At 65.6% G+C, this 26,382-nt stretch carries 24 protein-coding genes; 9 read left to right on the top strand and 15 right to left on the bottom strand.

Going from position 1 to position 26,382, the window contains the following annotated elements; all coding sequences use genetic code 11:
- The first annotated feature begins 7 nt into the window (after nt 1-7).
- Nucleotides 8-1,360, top strand: a complete 1,353-nt coding sequence (locus tag E5675_RS03190; protein WP_136173308.1) for a hypothetical protein — start codon at nt 8-10, stop codon at nt 1,358-1,360.
- On the opposite strand, the gene E5675_RS03185 is transcribed toward E5675_RS03190, so the two are convergent.
- Both E5675_RS03185 and E5675_RS03180 read right to left on the bottom strand, forming a co-directional pair.
- A complete protein-coding gene (locus tag E5675_RS03185; RefSeq protein WP_136176311.1) occupies nt 1,357-2,364 on the bottom strand; it encodes an NAD(P)-dependent alcohol dehydrogenase in 1,008 nt (335 codons plus the stop codon). The two genes, E5675_RS03190 and E5675_RS03185, sit on opposite strands and share 4 nt — an antisense overlap.
- Nucleotides 2,364-4,103, bottom strand: coding sequence for a D-aminoacylase (locus E5675_RS03180; RefSeq protein ID WP_136173307.1), 1,740 nt, complete (start codon nt 4,101-4,103; stop codon nt 2,364-2,366). Before E5675_RS03180 ends, E5675_RS03185 begins: the two co-directional genes overlap by 1 nt.
- A gap of 123 nt (nt 4,104-4,226) precedes the next feature.
- On the opposite strand from E5675_RS03180, the gene E5675_RS03175 reads away from it, so the two are divergent.
- Nucleotides 4,227-4,973 (top strand): class I SAM-dependent methyltransferase, encoded by a 747-nt coding sequence (locus tag E5675_RS03175; RefSeq protein ID WP_136173306.1) that lies wholly within the window; start codon nt 4,227-4,229, stop codon nt 4,971-4,973.
- 7 nt (nt 4,974-4,980) lie between these two features.
- A complete protein-coding gene (locus E5675_RS03170) occupies nt 4,981-5,286 on the top strand; it encodes an alkylphosphonate utilization protein (RefSeq protein WP_136173305.1) in 306 nt (101 codons plus the stop codon).
- A gap of 172 nt (nt 5,287-5,458) precedes the next feature.
- On the opposite strand, the gene E5675_RS03165 is transcribed toward E5675_RS03170, so the two are convergent.
- The 5 genes from E5675_RS03165 to sucC all read right to left on the bottom strand — a co-directional run bounded on the left by E5675_RS03165 (nt 5,459) and on the right by sucC (nt 11,318).
- Nucleotides 5,459-6,739, bottom strand: coding sequence for a serine hydrolase domain-containing protein (locus E5675_RS03165; protein ID WP_136173304.1), 1,281 nt, complete (start codon nt 6,737-6,739; stop codon nt 5,459-5,461).
- A 92-nt stretch (nt 6,740-6,831) separates the two neighbouring features.
- Nucleotides 6,832-8,190, bottom strand: a complete 1,359-nt coding sequence (locus E5675_RS03160; protein WP_136173303.1) for a DUF389 domain-containing protein — start codon at nt 8,188-8,190, stop codon at nt 6,832-6,834.
- A gap of 12 nt (nt 8,191-8,202) precedes the next feature.
- Nucleotides 8,203-9,132, bottom strand: a complete 930-nt coding sequence (locus E5675_RS03155; RefSeq protein ID WP_136173302.1) for an electron transfer flavoprotein subunit alpha/FixB family protein — start codon at nt 9,130-9,132, stop codon at nt 8,203-8,205.
- On the bottom strand, nt 9,129-9,878 hold the full coding sequence (locus E5675_RS03150) for an electron transfer flavoprotein subunit beta/FixA family protein (RefSeq protein ID WP_037554504.1): 750 nt from the start codon (nt 9,876-9,878) through the stop codon (nt 9,129-9,131). The genes E5675_RS03155 and E5675_RS03150 overlap by 4 nt, the downstream gene beginning before the upstream one ends.
- Nucleotides 9,879-10,109: 231 nt before the next feature.
- Nucleotides 10,110-11,318, bottom strand: coding sequence for an ADP-forming succinate--CoA ligase subunit beta (sucC, locus tag E5675_RS03145; protein ID WP_136173301.1), 1,209 nt, complete (start codon nt 11,316-11,318; stop codon nt 10,110-10,112).
- A 203-nt stretch (nt 11,319-11,521) separates the two neighbouring features.
- Here sucC and E5675_RS03140 point away from each other — a divergent pair, with 203 nt between their 5' ends.
- Nucleotides 11,522-12,649, top strand: coding sequence for a M23 family metallopeptidase (locus E5675_RS03140; protein WP_168707781.1), 1,128 nt, complete (start codon nt 11,522-11,524; stop codon nt 12,647-12,649).
- A gap of 3 nt (nt 12,650-12,652) precedes the next feature.
- Here the strand turns inward: E5675_RS03140 and E5675_RS03135 are convergent, their stop codons facing one another.
- From E5675_RS03135 to E5675_RS03110, 6 genes are all read right to left on the bottom strand, one after another.
- Nucleotides 12,653-12,964: a hypothetical protein gene (locus E5675_RS03135; RefSeq protein WP_136173299.1), complete on the bottom strand. Its 312-nt coding sequence runs from the start codon at nt 12,962-12,964 to the stop codon at nt 12,653-12,655.
- A 7-nt stretch (nt 12,965-12,971) separates the two neighbouring features.
- Nucleotides 12,972-14,039 carry a class A beta-lactamase gene (gene bla / locus E5675_RS03130; RefSeq protein ID WP_348769819.1) on the bottom strand — a complete coding sequence of 356 codons (1,068 nt, stop codon included), beginning with the start codon at nt 14,037-14,039 and terminating at the stop codon, nt 12,972-12,974.
- A gap of 240 nt (nt 14,040-14,279) precedes the next feature.
- Nucleotides 14,280-14,969 carry a peptide-methionine (S)-S-oxide reductase MsrA gene (gene msrA / locus E5675_RS03125; RefSeq protein WP_136173297.1) on the bottom strand — a complete coding sequence of 230 codons (690 nt, stop codon included), beginning with the start codon at nt 14,967-14,969 and terminating at the stop codon, nt 14,280-14,282.
- A gap of 328 nt (nt 14,970-15,297) precedes the next feature.
- Entirely contained in the window at nt 15,298-16,509 is a 1,212-nt protein-coding gene (locus E5675_RS03120) for a pyridoxal phosphate-dependent aminotransferase (protein WP_136173296.1), read from the bottom strand.
- Between the two features lie 129 nt (nt 16,510-16,638).
- On the bottom strand, nt 16,639-18,471 hold the full coding sequence (pabB, locus tag E5675_RS03115) for an aminodeoxychorismate synthase component I (protein ID WP_210727601.1): 1,833 nt from the start codon (nt 18,469-18,471) through the stop codon (nt 16,639-16,641).
- Between the two features lie 34 nt (nt 18,472-18,505).
- Entirely contained in the window at nt 18,506-19,042 is a 537-nt protein-coding gene (locus E5675_RS03110) for a hypothetical protein (protein WP_168707780.1), read from the bottom strand.
- A gap of 137 nt (nt 19,043-19,179) precedes the next feature.
- Between E5675_RS03110 and E5675_RS03105 the strand changes: the two genes are divergently transcribed.
- Nucleotides 19,180-20,886 (top strand): long-chain fatty acid--CoA ligase, encoded by a 1,707-nt coding sequence (locus E5675_RS03105; protein WP_136173295.1) that lies wholly within the window; start codon nt 19,180-19,182, stop codon nt 20,884-20,886.
- Here the strand turns inward: E5675_RS03105 and E5675_RS03100 are convergent.
- Nucleotides 20,861-22,099, bottom strand: a complete 1,239-nt coding sequence (locus E5675_RS03100; protein ID WP_136173294.1) for a serine hydrolase domain-containing protein — start codon at nt 22,097-22,099, stop codon at nt 20,861-20,863. The two genes, E5675_RS03105 and E5675_RS03100, sit on opposite strands and share 26 nt — an antisense overlap.
- The gene (locus tag E5675_RS03095; protein WP_136173293.1) at nt 22,096-22,608 is read right to left on the bottom strand and encodes a helix-turn-helix domain-containing protein; all 513 of its coding nucleotides are present in this window, start codon (nt 22,606-22,608) and stop codon (nt 22,096-22,098) included. The genes E5675_RS03100 and E5675_RS03095 overlap by 4 nt, the downstream gene beginning before the upstream one ends.
- A 163-nt stretch (nt 22,609-22,771) precedes the next feature.
- On the opposite strand from E5675_RS03095, the gene E5675_RS03090 reads away from it, so the two are divergent.
- The 4 genes from E5675_RS03090 (at nt 22,772) to E5675_RS03075 (ending at nt 26,238) form a co-directional block, all read left to right on the top strand.
- Complete coding sequence (locus E5675_RS03090; protein ID WP_136173292.1) at nt 22,772-23,206, top strand: MerC domain-containing protein; 435 nt, start codon at nt 22,772-22,774, stop codon at nt 23,204-23,206.
- Nucleotides 23,207-23,309: 103 nt separating this feature from the next.
- The gene (locus E5675_RS03085; protein ID WP_037557254.1) at nt 23,310-23,774 is read left to right on the top strand and encodes a transcriptional repressor; all 465 of its coding nucleotides are present in this window, start codon (nt 23,310-23,312) and stop codon (nt 23,772-23,774) included.
- A 34-nt stretch (nt 23,775-23,808) separates the two neighbouring features.
- Complete coding sequence (locus E5675_RS03080) at nt 23,809-24,645, top strand: hypothetical protein (RefSeq protein WP_210727600.1); 837 nt, start codon at nt 23,809-23,811, stop codon at nt 24,643-24,645.
- Between the two features lie 69 nt (nt 24,646-24,714).
- Nucleotides 24,715-26,238 carry a fumarate hydratase gene (locus tag E5675_RS03075; RefSeq protein WP_136173291.1) on the top strand — a complete coding sequence of 508 codons (1,524 nt, stop codon included), beginning with the start codon at nt 24,715-24,717 and terminating at the stop codon, nt 26,236-26,238.
- The last annotated feature ends 144 nt before the right edge of the window (nt 26,239-26,382 follow it).

The raw sequence follows: 26,382 nt of genomic DNA, 5'->3' as shown, positions 1-26,382 counted from the left end.
GCCGGGCATGAAGACACTGATTTCGCCGTCGCTGGTTGCTGCCGCGCTCCTCTCGGGCTGCGCCGCCACGGGGGTCGAGCAGCCTGCCCCCGGACCGGGCGTCGCAACGCTCGACGTGCGCCGCACCGCCGCCTCGACCAAGGCGCTCGATGAAATCGCCGCCGCCTATCTGCGCCTCAGCCTCGAAATCGGGACGCACGAGCCGGGCTATATCGACGCCTATTATGGCCCGCCCGAACTGCAGAAGGCGGCCGAGGCCGCGCCGCGCGACAAGGCCGCGCTGCTCGCGGCGACGCGTGAGTTGATGGCGGCGGCCGACCTTGCCGCGCGCCGCCTCTCCGGCCCCCTCGCCAAGCGCCGCGCCGCCTTCCTCCGCGCGCAGCTTCGCGCCGCCGAGACGCGATTGCAGATGATGCAGGGTACGCGTTTCGCTTTCGCCGACGAAGCCGAGCGGCTGTTCGGGGTCCGCCCCCAGCTCAAACCGCTCGCGAGTTACGACCCCGAACTCGCGAAGATCGAAGAGCTCGTCCCCGGCGACGGCGCGCTCGCCGACCGTGTCGAGGCCTATCTCGACGGCTTCACCATTCCCAAGGATCGGCTGCAAAAGACCTTCGACGCCGCGATCGCGCGCTGCCGCGGGCGCAGCATGGCGCATATTCCGATGCCGGCGGACGAGAGCTTTCGCCTCGAATTCGTCACCGGCAAGAGCTGGAGCGGCTACAACTATTATCAGGGCGGCTATCACAGCCTGATCCAGGTCAACACCGACCTGCCGATCCGCCTGTCGCGCGCGCTCGATCTCGGCTGTCACGAGGGTTATCCGGGGCACCACCTCCTCAACATGAAGCTCGAAGAGAGGCTGGTGAGGGAAAACGGCTGGATCGAATTCAGCGTCTATCCCCTCTACAGCCCGCAAAGCCTGATCGCGGAGGGGAGCGCCAATTACGGCATCGACCTCGCCTTTCCCGAACGCAGCAAGGCCGACACCGAACGCGACGTGCTGATGCCGATCGCCGGGATCGCGGTGCCGTCGGACGACCGCTATTGGCAGCTATTGAAAGCGATCAAGCGCGCGTCGGGCGCGCGGCTGACGATTGCGCAGCAATATCTCGACGGCGAGATCGACCGACCGACCGCGATCGCGCTGACGCAAAAATATATGCTCGTCTCCGCAAAGCGCGCCGAACAGTCGATCGGCTTCACCGATCAGTATCGCAGCTATGTGATCAACTATGGTCTCGGCGAGACGATGGTGCGCGCTTATGTCGAGCGAGGCCGGCCCACGCGCGACGAGATGTGGCGGCGCATGGCGAAACTCGTCAGCGAACCGACTTTGCCTTCGGATCTGCTGGCCCGCTAAATATCGACGACGATCTTGCCGAAATGGGCGTTCGCCGCCTGATGCCGAAAAGCATCGGCCAGCTTTTCGAGCGGGAAATGGTCGCTGATGACAGGCCGGATTCCGTTTGCTTCGATTCCCGCGATCATATCGATCTGTTGCTGGCGGCTGCCGACGGTCAGCCCCTGCACACGCAGATTCTTGGCCATCAGCAACGCCGTCTGAACCGGTCCCGCGAATCCGGCGAGCACGCCGATCAGCGCGACATGCCCGCCGACACGCGCTGCGACCATCGACTGGTCGAGCGTGCCGGCGCCGCCGATTTCGACAACGGTATCGACCCCGCCGCCGCCGGTCAGTTCGAGCGCCTTTGCACCCCATGCGGGCACCTGCTTGTAGTTGATCAGCTCATCGGCACCGAGCGCCTTCAGCCGATCGAGTTTGGCATCGGACGAGCTGGTCGCAATCACCCGCGCGCCCGCGGCCTTCGCAAATTGCAAAGCGAACACCGAAACACCGCCGCTGCCCTGTACCAACACGGTCGAACCCGGCCGCGTCCGGCCATCGACGAACAGCGCGCGCCACGCGGTCAGCCCGGCGCAGGTCAGCGTCGCCGCCTCGCCCGCCGAATAGCCATCCGGCGCGGGGGTGAACCAATGTTCCGGCGTCACCACTGCCTCGCGCGCGTAGCCGTCGACGCCGTCACCGGGCACGCCGCGAAACGCCGTTGCGGGCGGCGCGCCGTCGGTCCATTCGGGGAAGAAGATCGACACCGCCGTGTCTCCGGGTTTGAACTGCGTCACGCCCTCTCCGACCGCTTCGACCGTCCCGGCGCCGTCGGACATCGGGATCCGACCGTCGGCGGCGGGGATCATTCCGGTCACGACGGCATAGTCGTGGAAATTGAGCGAGGAGGCCGCCAGCCGCACACGAATCTCGCCCGGCCCCGGATCGCCCGGGTCGGGCAGGTCGACGAGCGTCAGATTGTCGAGCGAAGCGGGTGCGCGAAGCTGGACGCCCCGCATCACTCCGCGGCCATCGCCATTTCGACGCGTTGCGGGCCGCGTATCACGCCGCCCGGCGTCGGCCCCTGCATTTGGCCGTCCCTGAAGGTCACGACCCCGGACTTCACCGTCGCGACATAACCGTCGGCCTTTTGCAGCAGGCGCTTGCCACCCGCGGGCAGATCGAAGGCGAGCCAGGGCTTGCCGAGCTTGATCGCATCCATGTCGATCACGTTCAAATCGGCGAGATAGCCCGGCGCGAGCACGCCGCGATCTTCGAGGCCATAGAGGATCGCGGTGTCGCGGCACTGGCGCTTCACCGCATGTTCGAGCGCGATGCGCTTGCCGGCCCGGTCGCGCACCCAATGCTGGAGCATGAAGGTCGGCGATGCGGCGTCGCAGATCGTCCCGCAATGCGCGCCGCCATCGGACAGGCTGTTCACCGTGTCGTCGGCCGCCTGCAGATCCTCGAGGAAATTGAGGTTGCCGTCGCGGTAGTTGAGGATGGGGAAGTAGATGAAGCCCTTGCCGTCGTCCTTCATCAGCAGGTCATACGCATATTCGGCTGGCGAAACCCCAGCGGAGGCCGCGCGCGCCATGATGCTTTCGTCCATCTTCGGCTCGTAATTGAAGTCGGGGTCCATTTCGAACTGGACCGGCCAGCCCAGCGCGACGATCTTCAGAAAATCGATGATGTCGCTTTCGGGCCAGACATTCTCCTCTTCGATCATGCGTTTCTTGAAGGCGGGGTCTTTGAGCTTCGCGAGCTGCGCGTCCCACGGCAGGTCGATGATCTCTTCCCACGCGGGCTTGAAGCGGAACGGGTGGACGGTGCCCTGCCACGCCATGATCACGCCGTTGCCGCGCAGCGCGATCTGCGCGACGATGTTCGCGCCGCTCGCATTCTGGCGCCGCATCTCCTCGATCTGCTCTTCGAGCGGCAATTCCTTGGCAATCGACTGGAGCGCGGCAAAGGTCACCGGCAGCCCGGTTTCGCGGCTCAAATCGCCCATCCACTGAAATTCGTTCCACTCGCGCTTGAGGTCGCTCGCCATTTCGAACACGCCGTAACCGACGCGCCCCATCGCGCGGCCGATCGCAATCAGCTCCTCGGCGGTCGCGGTCGTGCCGGGAACAAGTTCGCCGTCGACCGACTTGTGGAGGACGGTGCGGCTGGTCGAGAAACCGAGCGCGCCGGCACGCACGCCTTCCTCGACGATGCGCGACATTTCGGCGATGTCCGCCTCGGTCGGGATCGCGCCGGGCTTTTCGCGGTCGCCGAGCACATAGGCGCGCACCGCGCCGTGCGGGACGTGGCACGCGACGTCGACCGTGCGCGGCAGCTTTTCGAGCGCGTCCATATATTCGGGAAACGTCTCCCAATCCCACGACATGCCCTCGGCGAGCGCGGTGCCGGGGATGTCCTCGACGCCTTCCATCAGCGAAATCAGCCAGTCGTGGCGATCGGGCTTGGCGGGCGCAAAGCCCACGCCGCAATTGCCCATCACGACCGTGGTGACGCCGTGCCAGCTCGACGGCGCCATTTCGGCGTCCCACGTCGCCTGCCCGTCATAATGGGTATGTACGTCGACGAAGCCGGGTGTGACGATCTTGCCGCTGGCGTCGATTTCTTCGCGCGCGAGCCCAAGATTCTTGCCCACCGCGACGATGCGGTCGCCATCGACCGCAACATCGGCGACGAAGGGCGCGCCGCCCGAACCATCGACGACGGTGCCGCCGCGAATCACCAGATCATGCATGTCCGTCTCCCGATTTTTAGTTTCACAGAAAAACCTATCATCAAATTAGCGAGATGCAAATAATCGGGCGAAGGCGGCGCGATGCTGTTATGCTCACGCGATACACCAAAGGGAGTCGATGCCATGATCCGTCCGCTTGCCCTCGCCGTCCTACTCGCCATTTCGGCGACCCCACTCGCCGCCAAGGAAAGCACCGTCAGCTACAAGGCCGCGCTCGACGACCCCGCGCGCCCCGCCGCCGACCGCGAGCGCGACGCCGCGCGCAAACCCGCCGACCTGCTCGCCTTTGCGCAGATTGCGCCGGGCGAAAAGGTCGGCGATTTCGTCATGGGCGGGGGCTATGTCACGCGCCTGCTCGCCGCTGCCGTCGGCCCGGCGGGCAAGGTCTATGGCTTCCAGCCCGCCGAATTCATCGCCTTCAAGAAACAATATGGCGACGACCAGGCCGCTGTGGACGCGGCTTACGCCAATGTCGATGCCGTCGCGGGGCCATTCGCGGCGCCCGCCTTTCCCGAGCCGCTCGACACGATCATCACCGTGCAGAATTTCCACGACCTTTATCTGAAGCCCTTCCCCGAAGGCACCGGCGCCAGGGCGAGCGCAGCCTTGTTCGCGGCGCTCAAACCCGGCGGCACGCTGGTCGTCGTCGACCATAGCGCCGCCGATGGCAGCGGCACGTCCTTGTCCGACAGCCTGCACCGGATCGACAAGGATGCGGTCGTCGCAGCGCTGACCGGCGCGGGGTTCAAACTCGAAGCCGAAAACGACCTCTATCGCCGCCCCGACGATCCGCGTACCGCCAATGTCTTCGACAAGGAAATCCGCGGCAAGACCGACCAGTTCGCGCTGCGCTTTCGCAAACCCAAATAGGAAAACCATGGCCGACGACGATTATGTCTATGACGAAGCGAGCGGCGAGTGGCTGTCGGTGAGCGATGTTGCCGCGCGCAACGCAGCCGAAGCGGCCGCCCCCGAAGTGCGCGACGCGGTTGGCAACCTGCTAGCCGACGGCGATTCGGTCGTTTTGGTTAAGGACCTCAACGTTAAAGGCGCGGGGCAGACGTTGAAGGTCGGGACTGTCATCAAATCGATCCGACTGACCGGCGACGCGCAGGAAATCGATTGCCGCCACGCGGGGATCAAGGGGCTGGTGCTGCGCGCCGAGTTCGTACGGAAACGGTGAAGTCTGTGCGGGCGGGACAGCGGTCAGTGCCGCCCCTCTGTGGTTGGGAAGCCGGATTATCGCACGGATCGAAAGGACAGTCAGCCGGCAAGCAGGGCGCGTTTGTCAGGTTGCGACATCGGAAATTCCTCGAACCCGCTCAAGCGCCTGTCCATGACCGACATATGACAGTCTAGTCGCCTGCCGGCCCTTTATAGTCTGGCCCGTAAACCGCCGCGCGGAAATCGCGGTGCAGCGTGCCATCATAGGGGATGGTCTGGACGAAGAAGACGGCGGTCAGGCGGTTCGCCGGATCGACCCAGAAGAGCGTCGAGGCCATGCCGTCCCAGAAAAACTCGCCGACCGCGCCGCGATTTTCCTCAGCGGTTTGCGGCGGCGACTTGCGTACAGCAAAGTCGACGCCGAAGCCGACCGCACCCTTGCCGGGAAGCCACGCGCGCTCCGTGATAGCGGGGTCGAGCTGGTCGGTCGCCATCAACTCGACCGTCGAGGGTTTGAGGATGCGCACGCCGTCGAGGCTGCCCTTGTTCAGCAGCATCCGCGCGAAACGCGAATAATCGTCGAGGGTCGAGGCAAGGCCGAAGCCGCCCGGTGTCAGCGCGTGATCTTCGAAATTGAGCTTCTGCGCTTCCGCCGCCGGCTGCTGAACCAGCTTGCCGTCCTGCTTCACATTCATCGCCGCGAAGCGCGCCAGTCGCGCGTCGGGCTGGCGCCACGCGGTCTCGGCCATCCCGAGCGGTTCGAAGATATGCGTGCGGACATAATCGGCGAAGGGCTGGCCCGACAGCTTCTCCACAAGCGCCGCCTGCACGTCGACCGCGATACTATATTCCCACTGCCTCCCCGGTTGATAGAGCAGCGGCACCGTCGCGAGGCGCCGGCTCGTCTCGGCAAGCGGGACAGTCAGCGCGAGCGGATCAGCGGCGACATAGGCGTCGTGCGCGGGCGTCGGTCCGGCGCCATAGGCGAAGCCCGCGGTGTGGCGCAGGATATCGCGCACGCTGATCGGCCGCTCGTCGGGGAGGTAGCGCGGCTGGCCCGCCGCATCCTTACCCGCATAGACACGCATATTCGTATATTCGGGCAGATATTTCGCCAGCGGATCGTCGAGCCGGAACTTGCCCGCCTCCCAAAGCTGCATCAGGGCGACGCCGGTAACCGGCTTGGTCATCGAATAGATTTGGGCGATCGTGTCGCGGCGCATCGGGCGCTTCGCTTGGCGGTCGGCCATGCCCGCCGCGCCGAAATAGACCTCCCGACCGTCCTGCCAGATCAGCGCCGAGGTGCCGGCGGCGCGGCCGTCGGCGATCATCGCCTCGATCGCGGCATCGATCCGCGCCTTGTCGATTTTGACGCTTTCGGCCGCAGAAACCATTGCCTGCGCCGGTTTGGCGATCGCGCCAAAACCGGCGCACGCCAACATCATCGCCAATGCCAGTCGCTTGCCGTGCATATCGCCTCCCCCTTTTCCGACATTCGCCAAGGATCGGCGCCTATCCCACGGGATTGAGTGCCACAGATCAACTCGAATAGGTCTGCGAAAGGCTATTCGGCCGCGGCCTCTTCCGCAGCGGGTGCTTCCGCCACCGTCAGCGCGCCGTTCTGGATCAGCCATTGCGGATGGTTCGCCTGCACCGACGCCATGATGCGGTCGATCGCGGCGGCGACCTGTTCGCCCTCCGCCTCGCGGTCGCGCTGCACGACGACGCGGCGCGCCTGCGCATCGACCAGCACCCGCTCGCGCGGCACCAGCTCGCCGACGGTGAGCCCGGCAATGATGTTGCGGCTGTCGCCCTCGCGCTGTTCGAGCGTCGTGACGCGGCGATTGAGCTGCTCTTCGACCTGCGCCGCGGCGTTGGTCTGCTGCCGGAGCTGGACGATATTCACCCGCACCGACCGCTTGAGCTTGCGTTGTACCTGCCGCGCCAGAGCGGGATTGAGCTGCGCGGCATATTGGTCGACCAGTACGACACCGTCGACCGATACATCGTCGCCTTCCATCCGCACATTGAGGCTGTCGACGCGGTCGCTGGGGTCGAGCAACCGGTCGAGTTCGGTTTGCACCGCATTGCGCGCGCCGATCTCGCGGACGATGGCATTGAGCGAAAGCGCAAGCGGGATCGAGAGGATACCTAGCGTCACGACGATCCCCGCGACCTGCATCATCGTATGCTGCGCGGTCAGCGACGGCCCGAAGCGATTGACGCGCGCGACGATCGTCGCGGCGAAGGCGATGGCAAGCGTGTTGGTGAGGAAGAGCAGCGCCGAACCGAGCGCGAAATCGAAACGCCCGGTCGCAAGGCCGAAGCCGATCGTCGAGAGCGGCGGGACGAGCGCGGTAGCAATCGCCACGCCGACCATCACCCCCGACAGCTTGCGCATGATCGCATAAACGCCGGCGATGCCGCCGACCACCGCGACGCCGAGGTCGAGCAATGTCGGCTGCGTCCGTGCGCGGAGTTCGGGGGTGACGTCGTTGATCGGCGACAGCCAGATGATCAGCATCGCGACGATCACTGCAACCGCCATCCCCGCCGCCATGGTGATCAGCGAGCGTTTGATCAGATTGCTTTCGAGCGTCGCGAGCCCGAAGCCGACGCCCATGATCGGACCGAGCAGCGGCGACACGAGCATCGCGCCGATGACGACTGCCGCCGATCCCTGAAGCAGGCCCAATGTGGCGATCGCCGCCGACAGCGTGATCAGCAGCAGGAATTTCTGATTGAGCCGCGCATCGCGCGCGACGCTCGCGAGGACGAGCGCGCGGCCGTGGACATCGTCGTCGCCGATGCCATTGTCGTCGTCGTCGACCTCGCGCCCGGCGCCCGGGCGCGCGGACCGGCGACCACCCGCGTTGAACGGTGCGTCGCCCAGTCCGGGCACCCCGGGATGATTGCCGGCCATATGGGCGGACGTTTAGATCTTGCCGGTCAGTTCGGGCACGGCGCTGAACAGGTCAGCGACGAGGCCGAGGTCGGCGACCTGAAAGATCGGCGCGTCTTCGTCCTTGTTGATCGCGACGATCGTCTTCGAATCCTTCATGCCCGCAAGGTGCTGGATCGCGCCCGAAATGCCGATCGCGAAATAGACTTCCGGCGCGACGATCTTGCCGGTCTGGCCGACCTGATAGTCGTTGGGTACGTAGCCCGCATCGACCGCGGCGCGGCTGGCGCCGAGCGCGGCGCCGAGCTTGTCGGCGAGCGGAACGATGACTTCCTCATACTTCTCGCTCGAACCCAGCGCACGGCCGCCCGACACGATGATCTTCGCCGAGGTCAACTCGGGACGATCCTGCTTGGCGATTTCGGCGCCGACAAAGCTCGAGATGCCGGCGTCGCCGCCCGCCGAGACGGCTTCGACCGCACCCGAACCACCCGAGGTGGCGGCCTTTTCAAAGGCGGTGCCGCGGACGGTGAGGACGAGCTTCGCGTCCGACGATTCGACGGTCGCGATCGCGTTGCCGGCATAGATCGGGCGGGTGAAGGTCTTGGGTCCCTCGACCGACAGGATTTCCGAAATCTGCATCACGTCGAGCAACGCGGCGACGCGCGGTGCGATATTCTTGCCCGTCGTGGTAGCAGGTGCGACGAACGCGTCGTGGCTCGCCATCAGTTCGGCAACGAGCGGCGCGACATTTTCGGGCAGGTTGTGACCGAAGGCGGCACCATCGGCGACATGCACCTTGCCGACACCGGCGATTTCCGACGCGGCCTTTGCTACGCCATCGACGCCTTCACCGGCGACGAGCAGATGGACTTCGCCAAGCTTCGCGGCGGCGGTCACCGCGGCGAGCGTGGCATCCTTGACGGCGCTGCCGTCATGTTCGACCCAAACGAGCGTTTTCATGAATGCACTCCCATCGCCTTCAGCTTGGCAACCAGTTCATCGACATCGGCGACCTTGACGCCGGCCGAGCGGACGGGCGGTTCCGAAACCTTGACCGTCTTGACGCGCGGCGCGGTGTCGACGCCGTAGTCGGCGGGCGACTTGGTATCGAGCGGCTTCGACTTCGCCTTCATGATGTTCGGCAGCGACGCATAGCGCGGCTCGTTCAGGCGAAGGTCTGTGGTGACGATCGCGGGAAGCTTCAGCTTCACCGTCTCGAGGCCGCCGTCGACTTCGCGCGTCACATTGACGCTGTCGCCCTCGACGTTCACCGCGCTGGCGAAGGTGCCCTGCGCCCAGCCGGTCAGCGCGGCAAGCATCTGGCCGGTCTGGTTGTTGTCGTCGTCGATCGCCTGCTTGCCGAGGATCACCAGACCCGGCTGTTCGGCGTCGGCGATGGCTTTGAAGATTTTCGCGAGCGCCAGCGGCTCGACGGCATCGTCGGTCTGGACGAGGATCGCGCGGTCGGCGCCCATCGCGAGTGCGGTGCGCAGCGTTTCCTGCGCCTTCGCCGGGCCGACGGAGACGGCGACGACTTCGGTCGCGACGCCCTTTTCCTTCAGCCGGATCGCTTCTTCGACCGAGATTTCGTCGAACGGGTTCATCGACATCTTCACATTGGCGAGGTCGACGCCGGTGCCGTCGGCTTTCACCCGCGGCTTCACGTTGTAATCGAGCACCCGCTTTACGGGGACGAGGATTTTCATGGGCTCAAAGCTCCTCTCAGTAAATTGTGCACTGCGCCATAATTGGCGTTTACGTAAACGTCAACCAGCAGTCCCTCATTCCTCTCCCCTTGGGGAGAGGATAGGAAGACTTGGTCCGCAGGACCTAGTCGGACTTGGTGAGGGTCCGGACGTCGCCGCCCTCACCGCTGCGACTAGGCGGCAAGCCGCCAAGTCTCGCTGCCTCTCCCCCAAGGGGAGAGGCAATTTCTATCACGCCGCCTTGGCAACCTCGGCGACGATTTTCTTTGCCGCGTCGCCCAGATCGTTGGCCGCAACGATCGGCAGACCCGAGTTCGCAAGGATATCCTTGCCCTGCTGAACGTTGGTGCCTTCGAGGCGGACGACGAGCGGCACCGACAGATTCACCTCCTTCGCCGCTGCAACGATGCCGTCGGCGATGATGTCGCACTTCATGATGCCGCCAAAGATGTTGACGAGGATGCCCTCAACCGCGGGGTCCTTCAGGATGATCTTGAACGCCGCCGTCACCTTTTCCTTCGACGCGCCACCGCCGACGTCGAGGAAGTTGGCCGGGAAGGCGCCATTCAATTTGATAATGTCCATCGTCGCCATCGCAAGACCGGCGCCGTTGACCATGCAGCCGATGTTGCCGTCGAGCTTGATATAGGCGAGGTCATATTCGGACGCCTCGACCTCGGCCGGGTCTTCCTCGGTCAGGTCGCGCAGTTCGGCGATATCCTTGTGGCGGAACATCGCATTGCCATCGAAGCCCAATTTGGCGTCGAGCACGAGCAACTCGTCGCCGTTCGCGCCTTCGCAGACGGCAAGCGGGTTGATCTCGATCTGCTCGGCATCGGTCGCGAGAAAGGCGTTGTAGAGGCCGGCGAGCACCTTCGCCGCCTGCTTGGCAAGATCGCCTTCGAGTTCGAGCGCGGCGGCGACGCTGCGGCCGTGGTGCGGCATCAGCCCGGTCGCGGGATCGATGACGATCGTGTGGATTTTCTCGGGCGTGTTGTGCGCGACGGTTTCGATGTCCATCCCGCCTTCGGTCGAAGCGACCACCGCGATGCGGCTCGACGCGCGGTCGACGAGGAGCGCGAGATAATATTCCTTTTTGATGTCCGCGCCGTCGGTGATGTAGAGACGGTTGACCTGCTTGCCCGCTTCGCCGGTCTGGATCGTCACCAGCGTGTTGCCGAGCATGTCCTTGGCGTGCGCTTCAACTTCCTCAAGGGTCTTGGCTAGGCGGACGCCGCCCTTGGCGTCGGGGCCGAGTTCCTTGAACTTGCCCTTGCCGCGGCCGCCGGCGTGGATCTGGGACTTCACGACATAGAGCGGCCCGGGGAGCTGCTTCGCGGCTGCAACAGCCTCTTCGACGCTCATCGCTGCGATGCCCTTGGGCACGGCGACGCCAAATTTCGCGAGCAGTTCTTTCGCCTGATATTCGTGGATGTTCATGAGGTCTACCGGGCCTTTCGACTCTGTAAGGGAGAGGATCGGGGCCGCCTAAGCACAAGTTCGCCCGCAACGCCACCCCCGGAAACCGCAGATATTCTTGTGTGCGGCTAAGGCTTGCGGCCAGCCGGTCCGTCTTCCGGGTGACGTCCCGCGCCCGGGCTGATAGTCGGGTGGACTCGAGGATCGGAATGAGGGAGCCGAAGATGCGGATAAAGCTTCTTGTTTTTGCATTGTTGACGTTCGCCGGCGCCAGCCCGGCGAAGGCGCAGGTGAACCAGGCGCTCGACATCGCGATTCCCGAAGCCCCGCATATCCTCCGCGTCGGCGCGGCGGATCAGCTCGTTTACGAGCTGCACCTCACCAATTTTTCCAGCTTGCCGCTTCGGCTGGACCGGCTTTCGATCGCCGACGACACGGGCGCCCCACTCAAAAGCTATGCCGACGACGAGCTCGCCAAGGCGACCGGGCTCGTCGGGCCAGCCGAGGCCGATACGCGAATCATTCCGCCGGGCCGCCGCGCGGTGCTTTATATCAACGCGCCGGTCGCGGCCGCCTCCGCGCCCCGGTCGATCTCGCACGGCTTCACGCTCGGCAAGATCGGCGGCGACGGGGCCAGCTTTACGCTTTCAGGCGGCGCGGCGACGCCGGACACGACCGCCCTCTCCCGCCTGTCGCCGCCGCTGCGCGGCGGGCCGTGGGTAGCGGTCTACGACCCCGGCATGGAGCGCGGCCACCGCCGCGTCTTCTATGCCACCGAAGGATCGGCGACCCTGCCCGGCCGCTTTGCGATCGACTGGATGAAGGTCGATGCTAACGGAAAGCTGTCATCGGGCGACGCCGACAATCCGGCGAACCACTATGGCTACGGCGCCGAGGTACTCGCGGTCGCCGATGGAACCGTTGTCGCGCTGCGCGACGATGTGCCGGACCCCGCGACGCGGTCGGGCAGGGCGAATCCATCGATCGCGGACGCCAGCGGAAACTACGTCATGCTCGACATCGGCGGCGGACGCATCGCCACCTACGAACATCTGAAACAGGGCGCGCCGGTCGCCGTCGGGGATCGCGTCAAGGCGGGGGAGGTCGTCGGCTTCCTCGGCTTTACCGGCCAGGCGAGTGCGCCACACCTGCATTTCCACCTCGCCGACCGCGCGGCGATCCTCGGCGCCGAGGGACAGCCTTATGTCCTGTCCTCGCTCGTCAGCCTGGGGCAATATCCCTCGATCGAGGCCTTCGGGCGCGGCGAAAAATGGCCCGCGGCGAACGCGCCCAAAACCGTGCGCGACAGCTTGCCTCCGCCGAACCTCGTCGTCCGCTTCCCCGGCGAATGACTGTCAGCGCAGCGCGCAGACCGCCGCCGAACTCGTCGAGACGGTCAATATTTCGGGGTCCTTGAGCGCGCGCACCTTGCGGAAAAATTGGTCGAGCGTCAGGTCGGCGACATGCTTGTCCTTGAGGCTGCCGAGCGCCGACAGGCGCCTCAGCTGGAGCAGCGAGAGGCGGTCGACCATGCGTTCGGCCATGCACGCCGACATCGCCTTCGACAGGCCGGCATTCTGGAGCCCCGTGCGCAGCCGCGTTTCGGGGGTCGCGCAGCCTGCGAGCGACAGCGCCAGTGCGAGCACCGGCAAAAGAACGCGCTTCATGGCACCCCTACCTTCCGTGATAGTCGGCGACGGCCCCCGACACCGCCTGCATCAGCGCCATGCGCGCGGGCACCGACGCGCTGGTGTCGCCAAGCAGCACGACGATGGCGTAGCGGGTGCCGTCGGGCGCGGTCGCGATACCGATGTCGTTATAACCGGCGGTCGAGCCCTTGTAATCCTGCCCCGTTCCGGTCTTGTGCAGGAATTTCCAGCCCGCGGGCAGACCGGCCTTCAATCGGCGCGGGCCGCTTCGAGTCCGGCTCATCACGCCCAGCAGATATTCGGTCGAATCGGGCGACAGCAACGTCCCGCGCGCCAGCCGGGTCAGCGCGCTCGCGATCGCTTCGGGGCTCGCGCCGTCGGGCGGATTGGCGAGATAGGCGTCGCGCGCCGCGAGGCGCGTCGCGTCGGGAAGCGCGGCGCGCGCCTGATAGAAGGCGCGCCCGACCGAATAGGCCTGCTGCCATTTGAGTCCCGCGGTTCCCGCCTGCAACAGACGTTCGCCGGGGCCGAAGCGGATTGCGCCCAGATCCTTCTTGTCGATGAAGGCGCGCACCGCGTCGGGGCCGCCGACGGTGCGCAGCAGGCTGTCGTTCGCGGTATTGTCGCTGTGGGTGATCGCGGTTTCGATAAGGTCGCGGACGCTCATCGTCACCGAACCTTCGGAGCGCACCCGCGCGGCGAGCGGCTGGTGGAACAGGGTCAGGTCCTCGGGACCGATGCGCACCCGCTGATCAAGCGTCAGGCGCCCCTGATCGACCGCGTCGAGCACCGTCAGCGCAACCCACAGCTTCGACACGCTCTGCTGCGGAAACAGCTCGTCGCCGCGCTGCGAAAGCGACCATTCGCCGTCGATGCGCTGCACCGCGATGCCGGTCTTGCCGGGAAAGGCGCGCCACAACTGGAAAATACGATCGTCGAGCCCGGCGGGCGCGCGGCGGAAACCGGGGTCGATCGGCCCCGCGGGCCGCGGCATCGCCGAGCGAACGGGCTCGCCGATCGGTACCGTGACCGAACCGGCCGGGCCGCGCACCGGCGCCGGTTGCTGTTGTTGCTGCGCGCGTGGCTGCGGCACGATTGCGACGCTGCTAACACAACCTGCCAGAACCGCGGCACCCATCGTCACAGCGAGGAGCGGCCTGCCGGATAATCTAAGCTTCATTCAAACCCCGCACTTGCGACTTTTATATCTTGTCCCGACCCCTCGCGGACATGTCCCCACGTCACGCAGGCGCGCGGGACGGGCCAGCGTTTTGCGGTGAACGATTCTTCTCCCGCGACCAATGGCGGAACCGATGGGGGTTTTTACGCGGTGTCAGGGTGCCGGGGTCGCGCGCACCTTGTCGGGATAGAGGCGCTTCAGCGCCGCGAGCTTGGGCGCGTCCCAGCGCAGGATGTAGCCGTTGCGCGGATTGCGGCGCATGAAATCCTGATGGCTCGCCTCGGCGCGATAGAAGCGCTTATACGCCTCGACGGGCACCACAATCGGCTTTGCGAAATATTTGCCGCGGCCGATCTGCGCCAGATAGGCGCTGGCGACGCGCCGCTGGTTCGCGTCCATTGGCACGATCGCGGCGCGATATTGCGAGCCCACATCGGGGCCCTGGCGGTTTTTCAAGGTCGGGTCGGCGACCACCGAAAAGAGGATGCGGAGCAGCGTGCCATAGCTGACCTGCGAGGGGTCATAGACGATACGCACCGCCTCGGCGTGGCCCGATTTGCCGTCGTGCGTCAGCTCATATTTGGCGGTGGCGGCGCTGCCGCCATGATAGCCCGATTCGACCGAAATCACGCCCTTCACATGCGAAAAGACGCCTTCGACGCCCCAGAAACAGCCGCCCGCGAGCACGGCGGTCGCACGCTTGGCCTTGACGGCGGGATCGATGGTGGCGGCGGGGAGCTTGACGACGCTTTCGGCCTGCGCGGGCGCGCATTGCGCGACGATCGCGCCCGCCGTCAGCACCGCGACGGCGCGAAGCGACAACGCCCGCCGCAGCGGCGTCATGCGGGAATCGGCAACGCCGGCTGATTGAGAACGATGTAAGTCGCGCCAATCGCGAAGCCGGCGAGCATGGTCAAAAACCAGTCGGAGCGGAGCATGGAGAGCATAGGGGCCTCGTGTCATATTATCTTGTTCGCGGCCGAAGCCGCCCTGGTTACACCGGCGATATGACGCGCCCCTGCCATCCGTCAGTGATGGGAGTCACTCTATACGGTATGACTTACCATCCGGTGAACCGGGCGCTTAACCGGCGTTCAGGTTCAAATAGGCCGGTCCGCCGACATTACAAGACCGATCGGTATAAAATTCCTATGCGGCGGTAAATCGACGCTTAGCTCAGCGCCGCACACGCCTGCTGGATTCGCACGCACGCCTCCTTGAGCACCGCTTCGGACGTCGCGTAGGAGACGCGGAACGCCGGCGACAGGCCGAAGGCGCCGCCATGCACCGCCGCGACGCGCGCCGAATCGAGGAAATAGTCGATGAGTGCCTCGTCGCTGTCGATGACATGGCCCGCGGGCGTCTTCTTGCCGATGCAGCCCGACGCGTCGGGATAGACATAGAAGGCGCCGTCGGGGACCGGACAGTTCAGCCCCGGCGCGTCGTTGAGCATCGCGACGACCATGTCGCGGCGCTTCCGGAACGCGGCGTTGCGATCGTCGAGGAACTGCTGCGGCCCGCCGAGTGCGGCGGCGGCGGCGGCCTGCGCGATCGAACAGGGGTTCGACGTCGACTGCGACTGCAGCTTGCCCATCGCCTTGATGATCCACGCGGGCCCGCCCGCATAACCGATACGCCAGCCCGTCATCGCATAGGCCTTCGAACAGCCGTTCACCGTCAGGATGCGGTCGATCAGGTCGGGGCAGCGCTGCGCGAAGGTCGTGAATTCGAAATCGGCGTACCAGACATGCTCGTACATATCGTCGGTCATCACCATGACGTGCGGATGGCGGCGGACAACCTCGCCGAGCGCGTCGAGCTCCTCGCCCGAATAGGCTGCGCCCGACGGGTTCGACGGCGAGTTCAGCATCACCCAGCGCGTCTTGCTGGTGATCGCCGCCTCGAGCTGCGCGGGGGTAATCTTGTAGTTCTGCGCCGCGGTGCCCTCGACGATCACCGGCGTGCCGCCCGCAAAGGCGACGATGTCGGGATAGCTGACCCAATAGGGCGCCGGGATGATCACCTCGTCGCCCGGATCGACCGTCGCGACGAGCGCGTTGAACAAGGTATGCTTGCCGCCGACATTGACCGAAATCTGGTCGAGCCCGAAATCGAGGCCGTTGTCGCGGCGGAATTTGCCGCGGATCGCTTCCTTCAGCGCCACCGTGCCGTCGACCAGCGTATATTTGGTCTGCCCGTTCCGGATCGCCTCGATCGCCGCTTCCTTGACGAAATCGGGGGTGTCGAAATCGGGCTCGCCCGCGCTGAGCCCGATGACATCGACACCCGACGCTTTCAGTGCCGAGACGCGCGCGGTCATCGCGAGCGTCGCCGAGGGCTGGATGCGGTTGAGGGCGGCGGAGACATGGGGCTTCAGCGACATGACGATATCTTCCGTGGCTTGCGCGGTCGGGCTGCAAAGGGACAGGAAATTGCGCGCGGCCGCGCCTAAAGCCTCCGGCCGATCTTCGCAAGCGCGCAGCTTGATAATTTACCTATGCGGCGGGCAGATTCAGCCTATGGCAGATGCCGCAGCGTCCGCGAGCCGCGCCGGCACCAGGCCGCGCAAGCTGTTGCCGATGAAGAAGCCGCTCGCGAGGTCGGCGAGGCGCAGGTGCGATTCGACCGCGCGCCCCTTGTCGATCAGCTCGGCGCGCAACACACCGGGGAGCAGCCCCAGCGCCAGCGGCGGGGTGAGCAACTGCCCCTCGCGCTCGACAAAGATATTGCTCCAGCTGCCTTCGGTGACGAAGCCCGGCTCGTCGACGAACACGACCTCGGCCGCGCCGCTTTCGTGCCGCGCTCTATCATAGACGGCGCGCAGGCTCGTCTTGTGCGCGAGGCGAAAGTCGCCCGCCACCATCGGCGCCGAGCGCACCGCGACCGGCACCGGCAGTTCGGCAAGGCGAGGCAGCGGCGACACCTCGATCGCGAGCGCCCCCGAGGGCGCGAGACGCATCCGCACCCGCGCGGCGCTGCGCAAGCGGAAGGTCGCCGATTGCAGGCTGTTGCGCGCACCGTGCCGGTCGAAGGTAAAGCTCAGGGCTTCGGCGCTCGCCTTCATCCGCGCGAGATGCCCCTCGAGCCGCTGGATGCCCTCGACGGGATCGAAGAGCATCGTTTCGATCAGGTCGAAGCTTTCGCCCGCTGCAACCACAAATTCCCCCTTGGCCAGACATTCGCGCCATTCTTCAGCCGGTTGGCTGTCGGCAACGATTCCAGAACCGAGTCCCAGCGTGGCGCAAGCCGGCCTGTCGTGCAACCCGCCTTGCGGGAAGACGAGCGTGCGGATCGCGACGTTGAACGCAGCATCGCCTTCCGGTTCGATAAAGCCGATCGATCCCGTGTAAAGTCCGCGGGCGTCGGTTTCGAGTTCGTCGATGATTTCCATCGCGCGCACCTTGGGCGCGCCGGTGATCGACCCGCACGGAAAGGCGGCGCGCAGCACATCGACCGCGCCGGCACCCTCGGGCAGCCGCGCACCGACGTCCGAGACGAGCTGGTGGATCGTTGGAAAGCTTTCGACGCGGAACAGATCGGGCACCGCGACCGACCCCGGCACCGCGACGCGCGACAGGTCGTTGCGAATCAGGTCGACGATCATCAGATTTTCGGCGCGCTGCTTGGGGTCTTCGGCAAGCGCGCGGGCGGCCGCCGCGTCGGCTTCGGGATCGGTAAGGCGCGCCGCCGTCCCCTTCATCGGCCGCGCCATCACCTGGCCACCCTTCAGCGCAAAGAAAAGCTCGGGCGAATGCGAAACGATCGCCTGCTCGCCCGTCCAGATCACCCCGCCATAGCCCGCGCGCGCCGTCCGCCGCAGCCGCGCATGGACGGCAAGCGGATTGCCAAACACCGGCACGTCGGCGCGAAAGGTCAAATTTGCCTGATAGATGTCGCCCGCGCGGATCAGCCGCAGCACGGCTTCCACCGCCGCGAGATAGTCGGTGCGTGCCACGCGCGGCCGCGGCCTGCCGACCCATGCCGCATCGGGATCGGGCAGCAGGGCGGGCACCGCGTCGGCGGCGATCCGCCGGGCGTGTTCGAACAGGCCGAACCAGCCGACCGGCGCCGCGCCGGCCGCGGTATCCACCGCGCCCCTCCATGCGGGGCCGAGCCCCTTGCCCGCTTCGTACGACAGATAACCCGCAGCATGGAGCCCGCGCCTCTGCGCGCTTTCCAGCGCCGCAAGCAGGCCCGGTACATCCGCGGCGGAGCAGGCGGTGAGTATCTCGACGGGCTCGACGAACAGCCGCGCCGCCGCCGCGCCCTCGGCGCGTGCATCGTCGAGCAGCACAAAGGGCGGACAGCCCGGCCCCGGAACGGGGATCGCGTCGCCGCCCGCCATGGCTATCTCACGGTCGATCGCGCGCCGGCGGCGATCAGCGGTCGCGCTTCATGCGGATCGTGCGGCCGCCCTCGATCGACGCGAAATAGCTGCCCATCGTCGCGACCTTGATCTTGACCTTCTGCCCCGCCTTGGGCTGGCGCGGCAGCCGCGTCGTGTCGATCTGCGTCCACACCGCGTCATCTTCCATCGCCAGCGTATATTTGCCCGAGCGGTCCATGCTCACCGAGCGGATCGTCGTTTCGATCTCCTTGACCTCATCCTCGTCGCCGCCGAAAATTCCGCCGAGTTTGGGAAAGGAAAAACCGAACAGGCCGCGCCGTGCCTTTTTTGCCGTTTCGCGGTCGGTAAAGGTGATTTCGCGCGCCTGGTCGGCGCTCGACAATTCGCCGACCTCGCGGTCGAAACAGGCGAGCCGCGCCGCCGCATCGGCGATATCGCGGCACGCGTAGAGTTCCTGGATCTGCGCCGGGCGTTCGGAGGGCAGCTTGTCCTTCGCCACGGCCGGAACGGCGAGCGCGCCGGCAAGAAGGACGAGCGGCGCGGCGACGCGCGGTGACAGCTGCAGCATGGCAAAAACCCCTGGCGAGAACAATATGCGCTGCCTAGCCGCAGCGGCGCCGCGCCGCAAGCGAGCCCGGTTGCGGTCGCCGCTTACTGACCCTAGTGTCAGGAAGCCGAACAACATTCGAGAGGATCCCGCCCGCGATGGACAGCCGCTTTTCCTGGTCGACCGATTATCACCATCCGACGGCCTGGGACCAGGAATTTCCGCCGCTCTCGCTCCCCGACATGCTCGCCGCCAGCGTGGCGCGAAAAGGCGACGCGCCGATGCTCGACTTTCTGGGCCGCGAGTTCGGCTATGCCGAGGTCGCGCGCGGCGCGGCGCGCGTCGCGCGCGGGCTCCAGCAGCTGGGGCTCGGCAAGGACAGCCGCGTCGGCCTTTTCCTCCCCAACGTCCCGCATTATGTCGCGGCCTATTATGGCGCGCTTATGGCGGGCGCGACCGTCGTGAACTTCTCGCCGCTCTATACGGTCGCCGAGCTTGAGGCGCAGGTCGAGGATTCGGGCACCGACACGCTCTTCACGCTGAGCGCCACCGCGCTCCTCCCCACCGCCTTGAAAGTGCTTGACGGGTCGAGCCTCAAACGCCTCGTCGTCGGATCGGTCGCGGGCGGTTTGCCGGCGGCGAAATCGGTGCTCTATCGCCTGTTCAAGCGCAGCGAGGTCGCGCCGCTTCCCGCCGATCCGCGCGTCATCCGCTTTTCCGCGCTGACCGACAATGACGGCCGCCCCGACCCCGTCGCGATTGATCCCGAAAAGGACATCGCGCTCATCCAATATACCGGGGGCACGACGGGGACGCCGAAGGGCGCCAAGCTGACGCACCAGAATCTCACCGCCAACGCGCGGCAGGTGAACGCGATCGACCCCGACCATGATGCCGAGGACCGCATCCTCGGCGTCCTCCCCTTCTTCCACGTCTTCGCGAACACCTGCGTGCTCAACCGGACGATACTCAACGGCGGCACGATCACGATGCTGCCGCGCTTCGACGCGAAACAGGCGCTTCAGGCGATCACGCGGACGAAAACCACCGCGCTGCCCGGCGTGCCGACAATGTACCAGGCGCTGCTCGATCACCCGTCGCTCGCCGCCACCGACTTCTCCAGCCTGCGCGTCTGCATCTCGGGCGGCGCGCCGATGCCCGCCGAGCTGCGCGAGAAATTCATCGCCGCGACCGGCGCGTCGCTCGTCGAGGGCTATGGCCTCACCGAAAGCTCGGGCGTCGTCGCGACCAACCCTTATGAAGGCCCGGTGCGCCCGGGCACGATCGGCCAGCCGATCCCGGCGACGCACATCCGGCTGCTCGACAAGGAAGACCCGACCAAGGACGCACCCGACGGCGAGCCCGGCGAACTCGCGGTCAAGGGGCCGCAGATCATGCAGGGCTATTGGAACCGCCCCGACGCCGACAGGGACAGCTTCACCGACGACGGCTGGCTGCGCACCGGCGATGTCGCGGTGGTCGAAGAGGGCGGTTATATCCGCATCGTCGACCGGCTGAAGGACATGATCGCGGTCGGCGGGTTCAAGGTCTATCCGAGCGTGATCGAAGCGCATCTCCATGAACATCCCGCGGTCAAGGAAGCGATCGTGCTCGGCGTTCCCGACGCCTATCGCGGCGAGGCGCCGAAAGCGTTCGTGACACTCGAGGACGGTTTCGACGTCAGCGGCGAAGCGCTCGCCGCCTGGCTCAACCCCCAGCTCGGCAAGCATGAGCGGGTGAAGGAAGTCGAGGTGCGGCTGAACCTGCCCAAGACGATGATCGGCAAACTCGACCGGAAGGCGTTGCGGGCGGATAGCGCCTCTTTCGGCTTCGCCGTGCCTATCGGCGCAACAGGTCGGTCTTGATGCGCGCAAACAGGCGGGCCATCGCATTCTCGGTCTCCAGGTCCGGTGTGCGGTTCATCAGCACGACGATGGCGTCGCCCTTTGCCCTGTCAAAATAGAAGCTGGTGTAAACCCCTTCGTCCGATCCGGCATGACCGGTCATCCCGTCGCGGTCACGCCAGAAGAACCGCTGCCGGCCGTCGATGCTGGGCGGCAGCTGTAGCTTCAGCATCTCGTCGAACGAGGCAGGCGAAAGCAGCCGGCCGCTGCCCGTCTTGCCCCCTGCCAACAGGCTTTGCGCCAGCAGCGTCAGATCGCGCGCCGATGCGTTCACTCCGCCATCGGGATAATTGGGATTGCCGAATTGCGGATAGGGTTCGATGCGGCGATCCGCGCGCGCCGGACGGAATATCTTGCCGATCAGGTAATTGCGCTTGGGCTCCCTGGTGCTCGCGCAAAGGCTGGTGTAAGGAAGGCATTGATACACCTCGTACCGGGTCGCGAGCTTGCCGGCTGGATAGTCCGCGAGCAACCATGAACTGTTCGTCATTCCCAGCGGTTCAAATATATTGTCTCGCGCCAACGCAGCGAGCGGCGCGCCGCCCGCGCGCTCGGCGGCCGCCCCCGCAACGCCCGCGCCGAGGTTGCTATATTCGCGCACCGTCCCGGGCTTCGCATCGAGATAATGGGCGCCTCCGTCGTATTGGGCACCTCCGGGCGACAGGAGGCTTCGCAGATGCATGGTCAGCGGCTTCGGTGAATCCGCGCCGGCCTGATAATCTGCGGTGTCATAATAGTCGGCGATGCTCGACGTGTGCGTCGCCAATTGGCGGATAGTGATCGGGCGCCCCCCAGCGTGGGGATTCTCGACACGAAACGGCAGCAGGCCGTTGATATCGGCATCCAGATCCAGCCGTCCCTTAGCGCGCAATTGCAACAGGACGATGCCCAGGATCGGTTTGCTGATCGAGGCGATGTTCATCGGCGTGTCGGGTGTCATCGGCTTGCGCGAGCGAAGGTCGGCGAAGCCATAACCCCGCATGTGAACGATTTTCCGGTCCTTCACGACGGCGATCGCGAGGCCGGGGATCGCCTGTTCGTCGATCAGCGCTGTTGCAAAGCCTTCGAAGCCTGTTGCCGCGTCCGAAATCACCGGCTGCCGTGGCGCTACAAACCAATAGCCGATGGCGGCGACGACAAGGACAAGAAGGAAGCTGAGCAGTTTTTTCATCATTTCGCAGAACCCAGCTCGAACAAATCCCAAAAGCGGTCGGCCATGGTCTGGCGGCTGAGGGCGGCGATGGCGATGTCGAGCACATCGCCGAGGTCGGTGCCGATATCGCGGTTCAGCCGCTCGAAGACCTCGGCAGCCTCCATGTTGTACGCATCGAGAAGGCCGGCCTGCGCGGTGCCGACATCGGTCAGCACATATTCGATGCGGCGCCGATCGGCTTCGTCGGCGCGTTTGTCGATGATGTGCAGCTTTCGGAGTGTCGCGATATGTTGCGCGACCGTTTGATGCGGATGCCGCAGCGCGCGCGCCACTTCGGTCACCGACGCCGGCCCCCGCTTGCTGAGGAAAAGCAGGGTGGACGAGCAGCTCACCGGAAAGATCATGCCTTTGTGGGCGTAAACCTCGGTCACCTGGCTCTGGATCAGAAATGCCAGATCGAGCAGCTTTTTGGCCGTATAGGCTTTCTGAATGACCGGGTTATCGTAGAAATCGCGCTGGTTCATACTCATCAAATAGATTTATGCAGGTAATTGCGCAATAGACTGCGTAAATTTTTCCGGCGTCGGCCGTGCCTGCCAAAAATGGCGATGTTTCATGCCCAGCAATGAGACATTGTAACCTCTGTCATGTTATGCCATATCAACTCTCGCAATTGCTTCATCGGAGAATCGGGTGACCCATGTCGCCAGCCCTGCCCCTGTCCTGACGCGCCTCGGCGCGCTGGTCCGGGCTGCGCGCGATTCGCGGCCGCTGACGTCGCTGTCGGGTGACCAGCTTGCCATGGGGCTGTCGGGGCTCTGCCTCGTCCACTGTCTCGCGACGACGATTTTCTTCGCCTCGATCGCCTCGGTCGGCGGCGTCTTCCTCGACAATCACCTGTTCCACGAGATCGGCCTCGTCATCGCGATCGGCTTCGCGCTGATCACGCTCGTCTCGGGTGTGCTCAGCCATGGCTATATGATGCCCTTCGCGGTCGGCAGCTTCGGGCTCGGCATGATGGCGGGCGCGCTGTCGCGGCCGCACGACGGCAGCGAAGTCATCGCGACGATGATCGGCGTTGCGGTCGTCGCGCTCGGCCACGATCTCAACCGTCGCGCCCGCCACTGACGCGTCCGCCGAAACGGACCGGTCCGCGGCTTGCGGGGACCCCATAAAGAGCCTACATTGGATGATAGTTAGCGCGGGATTATCCGCGCCCGAGGAATAGCCAATGGGCAAGCATGATCATCCGCACGTCGAGGCCAGCGGCGCCTCGCTCGCCAAGGCAGCGCAGACCGCGCTCGAAGGCGCGGGCGAAGCGTGGACCGACATGCGCGCCGAGATTTTCGACGCGGTCGCCGAAATCGGCAAGCCTGCGAGCGCCTATGAAATCGCCGATATCGTGTCGCAGAAGCGCGGCAAGCGCGTCGCACCGAACAGCGTTTACCGCATCCTTGACCTGTTCGTCGCAAACAACCTCGTCCGCCGGGTCGAGAGCGCAAACGCCTTCGTCGCGAACAGCCATCCCGGCTGCCTCCACGACTGCATCTTCCTGATCTGCGACAGCTGCGGCACCGCGGTGCATGTCGACGACGACAAGCTGTCGACCGGGGTCCGCGCCGCCGCGAACGCCACCGGCTTCGCTGCCGAACGCCCGGTGATCGAGGTGCGCGGCAAATGCGCCGAGTGCCAATAAGGTGAGCCGCCGCGCTCCCACGGACGGTTAGAGCATGTTCGGGGGGCTTCAGCATTGGATCGAGACGCAGCACGCGCGCCCGGCCGCGCCGACGCGCGCGTGGGTCTGGACGCTGGCGTTCGGGATCGCGACCCTGCTCTTCGGCCTCTATCTGACACAGGTCTTCCCGCAGGCCGGCCATGATATCGCCCCCGGCTATGGCCCCCCGGTGCTGGCGTTCGAATTCGCGGGCAGCCAGTCCGACCTCGAAGCGATCTTCGGTTTCTTCACCGACCCGCAGCAGGTGACGCGCCTCGCCGCGATGCGCACCGGCAACGAGCGCGACTATCTCTATATGCTCCTCTACGCGGGCTTTCTCGTCAGCGGCTGCATTGCCTTGTGGCGCGAGCTCCGGCATCGCGCGCTGCTCGCCGCCGCGGTGCTGCCGGTCGCCGCGGCGCTGTGCGACGCGTGGGAGAATTACTTGCTCTTCGACATCCAGGCCGCCTTCACGCTCGGCGACTATTCGCCCGCGATGGCGAGCCTTCCATACCCCGTCGCCGCCAAATTCCTGCTGCTTAGCCTCACCAATGTCGTGATCGGCGCCGCCGCGACGCAACTCGGGCGCTGGTGGGCGCTGTTCGGCACGCTCGCGATCCTCGCCGCCATCCCCACCGCGATGGCGATCGTCACCCCCGCCGCCTTCGCCTGGGCGCTGATCCCGTCGGCTGCGGGCGGCTGGCTCCTCCTCCTCGCGCTGGCGGCGGCCGGCAGCTGGCAAGCCGCGGCGCGCAAACGCCCGCTCGTCGATTTCGGCAATACGGCGCCCGCATCCGCCATCCCTGATGCCGCGCCGCCCGCCCGCCGCGTCTTCGGCCGCCGCCGCACCTGACCCCCTTTCCACTCCGGCAATGCAGGTCTAGGAAGCCCGCGAATCCCGAAAAAGGGCGAAAGGCTGCACATGAACACCGTGATCATCCGCGAAGACGACCTCATAGAAACGATCGCCGACGCGCTCCAGTACATCAGCTATTTCCATCCGATGGACTATATCCGCGCGCTGGGCGCGGCCTATGAACGCGAAGTCTCGCCCGCCGCAAAGGACGCGATGGCGCAGATTTTGTCGAACAGCCGCATGTGCGCCGAGGGGCACCGCCCGATCTGCCAGGATACGGGCATCGTCACGGTCTTCATCAAATGGGGCATGGATTGCCGCCTCGACAGTCCGCGCAGCCTGCAGCAGGTCGTCGACGAGGGGGTGCGCAAGGCCTATCTCCACCCCGAAAACAAGCTTCGCGCCTCGATCCTTGCCGACCCCGCGTTCAGCCGCGTGAACACCAAGGACAACACGCCGTCGGTGCTCAACGTGGAGATGGTGCCGGGGAGCAAGGTCGTGATCGACGTCGCTGCGAAGGGCGGTGGCAGCGAGAACAAGTCAAAGTTCAAGATGATGAACCCGTCGGATTCGATCGTCGACTGGGTGCTCGAAATGGTGCCGCAGATGGGCGCCGGCTGGTGCCCGCCGGGCATGCTCGGCATCGGCATCGGCGGCACCGCCGAAAAGGCGATGCTGCTCGCCAAACAGTCGCTGATGGACCCGATCGACATGACCGAGCTGCTCGCGCGCGGCCCGTCGAACCCGACCGAGGAACTGCGCATCGAACTCTATGAAAAGGTCAACGCGCTCGGCATCGGCGCGCAGGGTCTCGGCGGCCTCGCGACCGTGCTCGACGTCAAGATCGCCGACTGGCCGACGCACGCGGCGTCGAAGCCCGTCGCGATGATCCCGAACTGTGCCGCGACAAGACATGCTCATGTAACGCTCGACGGCAGCGGCCCCGCCTTCCTCGAACCGCCGGTGCTCTCCGATTATCCGCAGATCGACTGGGCGCCCGACAAGGGGGCGATCCGCGTCGATCTCGATAATCTGACCCCTGAAGTAGTGGCCAGCTGGAAACAGGGCGACCGCCTGCTCTTGAGCGGCAAGATGCTCACGGGCCGCGACGCCGCGCACAAGCGGATCGCCGACATGCTCGCGAAGGGCGAGCAGCTGCCGGTCGAGTTCAAGGGCCGCGTGATCTATTATGTCGGCCCGGTCGACCCGGTCGGCGAGGAAATCGTCGGTCCCGCGGGTCCGACGACCGCGACGCGCATGGACAAGTTCATGGAAATGATGCTGGGTCAGGGCCTGCTCGCCTGCGTCGGCAAAGCCGAACGCGGCCCCGCCGCAACGCAATCGATCGCCAAACACAAGAGCGCCTATCTGATGGCCGTCGGCGGCGCGGCCTATCTCGTCGCGCGCGCGATCAAGGGCAGCAAGGTCGTCGGCTTCGCCGACCTTGGCATGGAGGCGATCTACGAGTTCGAGGTAAGCGACTTCCCGGTGACTGTCGCGGTCGACAGCGAAGGCCAGAATGTCCACGTCAACGCGCCACTGGTGTGGAAGAAAAGGATCTCGGACGAGGGACTGCTGGAGAAGGCGTAGCGCTACGCCTCTCCTCCAACGTCACCCCCCTCGACTGCCTTGCAGGCGTTCGGGATAAACTTCGGCCAGAGGCTGAAGGCCGGGGGTCTCGCCGGTGCGTCCTTGCCATCCCCTTCAATTTGAAGAACACTCCTGCACTACATA

Origin of the sequence: Sphingopyxis sp. PAMC25046 (assembly GCF_004795895.1) — a bacterium.
Taxonomy (GTDB): Bacteria; Pseudomonadota; Alphaproteobacteria; order Sphingomonadales; family Sphingomonadaceae; genus Sphingopyxis.
The sequence above is the reverse complement of the archived record's forward strand: the minus strand, read 5'-3'. Positions and strand labels throughout refer to the sequence as shown.

Coding starts and splice junctions, on each gene's coding strand:
- E5675_RS03190 (WP_136173308.1), top strand. CDS start 8: ATGAAGACACTGATTTCGCCGTCGCTGGTTGCTGCCGCGCTCCTCTCG.
- E5675_RS03185 (WP_136176311.1), bottom strand. CDS start 2,364: ATGCGGGGCGTCCAGCTTCGCGCACCCGCTTCGCTCGACAATCTGACG.
- E5675_RS03180 (WP_136173307.1), bottom strand. CDS start 4,103: ATGCATGATCTGGTGATTCGCGGCGGCACCGTCGTCGATGGTTCGGGC.
- E5675_RS03175 (WP_136173306.1), top strand. CDS start 4,227: ATGATCCGTCCGCTTGCCCTCGCCGTCCTACTCGCCATTTCGGCGACC.
- E5675_RS03170 (WP_136173305.1), top strand. CDS start 4,981: ATGGCCGACGACGATTATGTCTATGACGAAGCGAGCGGCGAGTGGCTG.
- E5675_RS03165 (WP_136173304.1), bottom strand. CDS start 6,739: ATGCACGGCAAGCGACTGGCATTGGCGATGATGTTGGCGTGCGCCGGT.
- E5675_RS03160 (WP_136173303.1), bottom strand. CDS start 8,190: ATGGCCGGCAATCATCCCGGGGTGCCCGGACTGGGCGACGCACCGTTC.
- E5675_RS03155 (WP_136173302.1), bottom strand. CDS start 9,132: ATGAAAACGCTCGTTTGGGTCGAACATGACGGCAGCGCCGTCAAGGAT.
- E5675_RS03150 (WP_037554504.1), bottom strand. CDS start 9,878: ATGAAAATCCTCGTCCCCGTAAAGCGGGTGCTCGATTACAACGTGAAG.
- sucC (WP_136173301.1), bottom strand. CDS start 11,318: ATGAACATCCACGAATATCAGGCGAAAGAACTGCTCGCGAAATTTGGC.
- E5675_RS03140 (WP_168707781.1), top strand. CDS start 11,522: ATGCGGATAAAGCTTCTTGTTTTTGCATTGTTGACGTTCGCCGGCGCC.
- E5675_RS03135 (WP_136173299.1), bottom strand. CDS start 12,964: ATGAAGCGCGTTCTTTTGCCGGTGCTCGCACTGGCGCTGTCGCTCGCA.
- msrA (WP_136173297.1), bottom strand. CDS start 14,969: ATGACGCCGCTGCGGCGGGCGTTGTCGCTTCGCGCCGTCGCGGTGCTG.
- E5675_RS03120 (WP_136173296.1), bottom strand. CDS start 16,509: ATGTCGCTGAAGCCCCATGTCTCCGCCGCCCTCAACCGCATCCAGCCC.
- pabB (WP_210727601.1), bottom strand. CDS start 18,471: ATGGCGGGCGGCGACGCGATCCCCGTTCCGGGGCCGGGCTGTCCGCCC.
- E5675_RS03110 (WP_168707780.1), bottom strand. CDS start 19,042: ATGCTGCAGCTGTCACCGCGCGTCGCCGCGCCGCTCGTCCTTCTTGCC.
- E5675_RS03105 (WP_136173295.1), top strand. CDS start 19,180: ATGGACAGCCGCTTTTCCTGGTCGACCGATTATCACCATCCGACGGCC.
- E5675_RS03100 (WP_136173294.1), bottom strand. CDS start 22,099: ATGATGAAAAAACTGCTCAGCTTCCTTCTTGTCCTTGTCGTCGCCGCC.
- E5675_RS03095 (WP_136173293.1), bottom strand. CDS start 22,608: ATGAGTATGAACCAGCGCGATTTCTACGATAACCCGGTCATTCAGAAA.
- E5675_RS03085 (WP_037557254.1), top strand. CDS start 23,310: ATGGGCAAGCATGATCATCCGCACGTCGAGGCCAGCGGCGCCTCGCTC.
- E5675_RS03080 (WP_210727600.1), top strand. CDS start 23,809: ATGTTCGGGGGGCTTCAGCATTGGATCGAGACGCAGCACGCGCGCCCG.
- E5675_RS03075 (WP_136173291.1), top strand. CDS start 24,715: ATGAACACCGTGATCATCCGCGAAGACGACCTCATAGAAACGATCGCC.